At 48.2% G+C, this 1,682-nt stretch carries 1 protein-coding gene and 1 pseudogene; both read left to right on the forward strand.

Translation table 11 applies throughout. From position 1 onward, the window contains the following. Window positions 1-164, forward strand: a pseudogene (locus ACED36_RS22035) (transposase); the annotation flags it as partial. A gap of 210 nt (window positions 165-374) precedes the next feature. Next, complete coding sequence (locus ACED36_RS22040) at window positions 375-1,418, forward strand: IS110 family transposase (protein ID WP_017007167.1); 1,044 nt, start codon at window positions 375-377, stop codon at window positions 1,416-1,418. Window positions 1,419-1,682 lie beyond the last annotated feature (264 nt).

Here is a 1,682-nt window from a genome sequence, read left to right on the forward strand (position 1 = left end):
ACTTTCAAGCCAACACCATTAAGCATCGGCGTGTTCTCTCTATTCCACGCTTGGGACGAGAGGTAAGAAAGCATCGACGGTATTGCATCAATGAACAGCAATATCAATGGGCTATGCTCGAATATCAGAGGCTGACTCATTCATCAGGGTTGGGCGAATTATGAGGGGATCCTTCAGCGTCGCAATAACGGGCGCTTACCAAACCGCCCAAAACTGCTTAAAACCGCTTAAAACCGCTTATTCACAACAGGTTAGACAACCGTCCGCAGTGACAAAGCGTCCCGTTGATTGTTTTGATACTCATTGAGCCTTCTCCTCCAGCTTAACCCTCAGGCTAAGCTGGAAGGCGACGAAACCAAAACGGAGAAGACTCAATGAGATTTTATAACCAACAGCATAACTATTACTGCGGCATCGATCTGCATGCGCGCATTCTTTATGTCTGTATTCTCGACGCAACAGGCAATAAAGTCCTTCACAAGAAAATTGGCGCTGACCCTGACGCATTGCTGGAAATACTCGCGCCATTCCAAGATGAAATCGTCGTGGGCGTCGAATGCATGCATTGCTGGTATTGGGTCAGTGACCTTTGCCTCGACTACGCCTTTGATTTTGTCCTCGGCCATGCCTTATACATGAAAGCCATTCATGGGGGCAAAACCAAAAATGATCGTATTGATTCATTTAAAATCGCATCTCTGATCCGCGGCGGTAATTTCCCGCTGGCCTACGTTTACCCGAAAGCCATGCGCGCCACGCGTGATTTACTCCGCCGACGAACCAAACTCGTGCGCCACGGCGCGCACCTTAAAGCACATGTGTCCAACACCTTTACTCAATACAATGTGCCATCACCCAATCTCGCCCTCCGTTATCCCTCTTCCAGAGAAGACGTGCGCAACCGCTTCAATGAGCCAGCGATTAACCGCAACATCGATATCGACCTCAATATGATTGGCTTCTACACCAAAGAACTCACCCATGTGGAATGCTTCATCGAGAAAAACGCCAAGCAACACAATCCTAAAGACTACATACTGCTTCAAACTGTGCCCGGCATTGGCCGTATTCTTGCTCTGACCATTTTGTATGAGATTGGGAATATTCAACGTTTTCCTTCCGTTCAACACTTTGCCTCTTACTCCCGCTTGGTGAAGTGCAAAGCCGAGTCGGCGGGAAAACAATATGGCACCAGCGGGAACAAAATTGGCAATGCCCACCTAAAATGGGCCTTCTCTGAAGCAGCTGTACTCTATTTACGAGGGAATGAAAAAGCCCAGAAATACCTCGCGCGACTGCAAAAGCGCATGAGCAAGGCAAAAGCGCTGTCTGCCTTGGCACACAAGCTGGGTCGCTGCGTTTACTTTATGTTGAGGAACAATACCGTGTTTGATGAACACCGATTTTTACCCCAATAAGTCGCACAATGGGGTGAGCTGAACGTCTAACTGGTGCTGAGGAAGAACACCTTGCTGACTGCGTTTATTGGGTAAAAACCCGCGAGAGTCTGCTGTGTCCATCGTTGTCCAAGCCCTTTGCCTTGATTAGCCGCCCCATTGTTGCGCATTACAACGAACAACAAAGTTGCTTACACCTAGCCTGAGCCTGAAGATAACTGGAAAACAATTGTTTAGCCTTCTTCTTGAATAGTGCCAGCCTGGGTTAACGGAATAGTGTCTAGT

Origin of the sequence: Enterovibrio sp. FF113 (assembly GCF_041439165.1) — a bacterium.
GTDB classification, from domain to species: Bacteria; Pseudomonadota; Gammaproteobacteria; order Enterobacterales; family Vibrionaceae; genus Enterovibrio; species Enterovibrio norvegicus_A.

Bases quoted from the DNA above. Each gene is read 5' to 3' on its own strand.
- ACED36_RS22040 (WP_017007167.1), top strand. From the start codon at position 375: ATGAGATTTTATAACCAACAGCATAACTATTACTGCGGCATCGATCTG.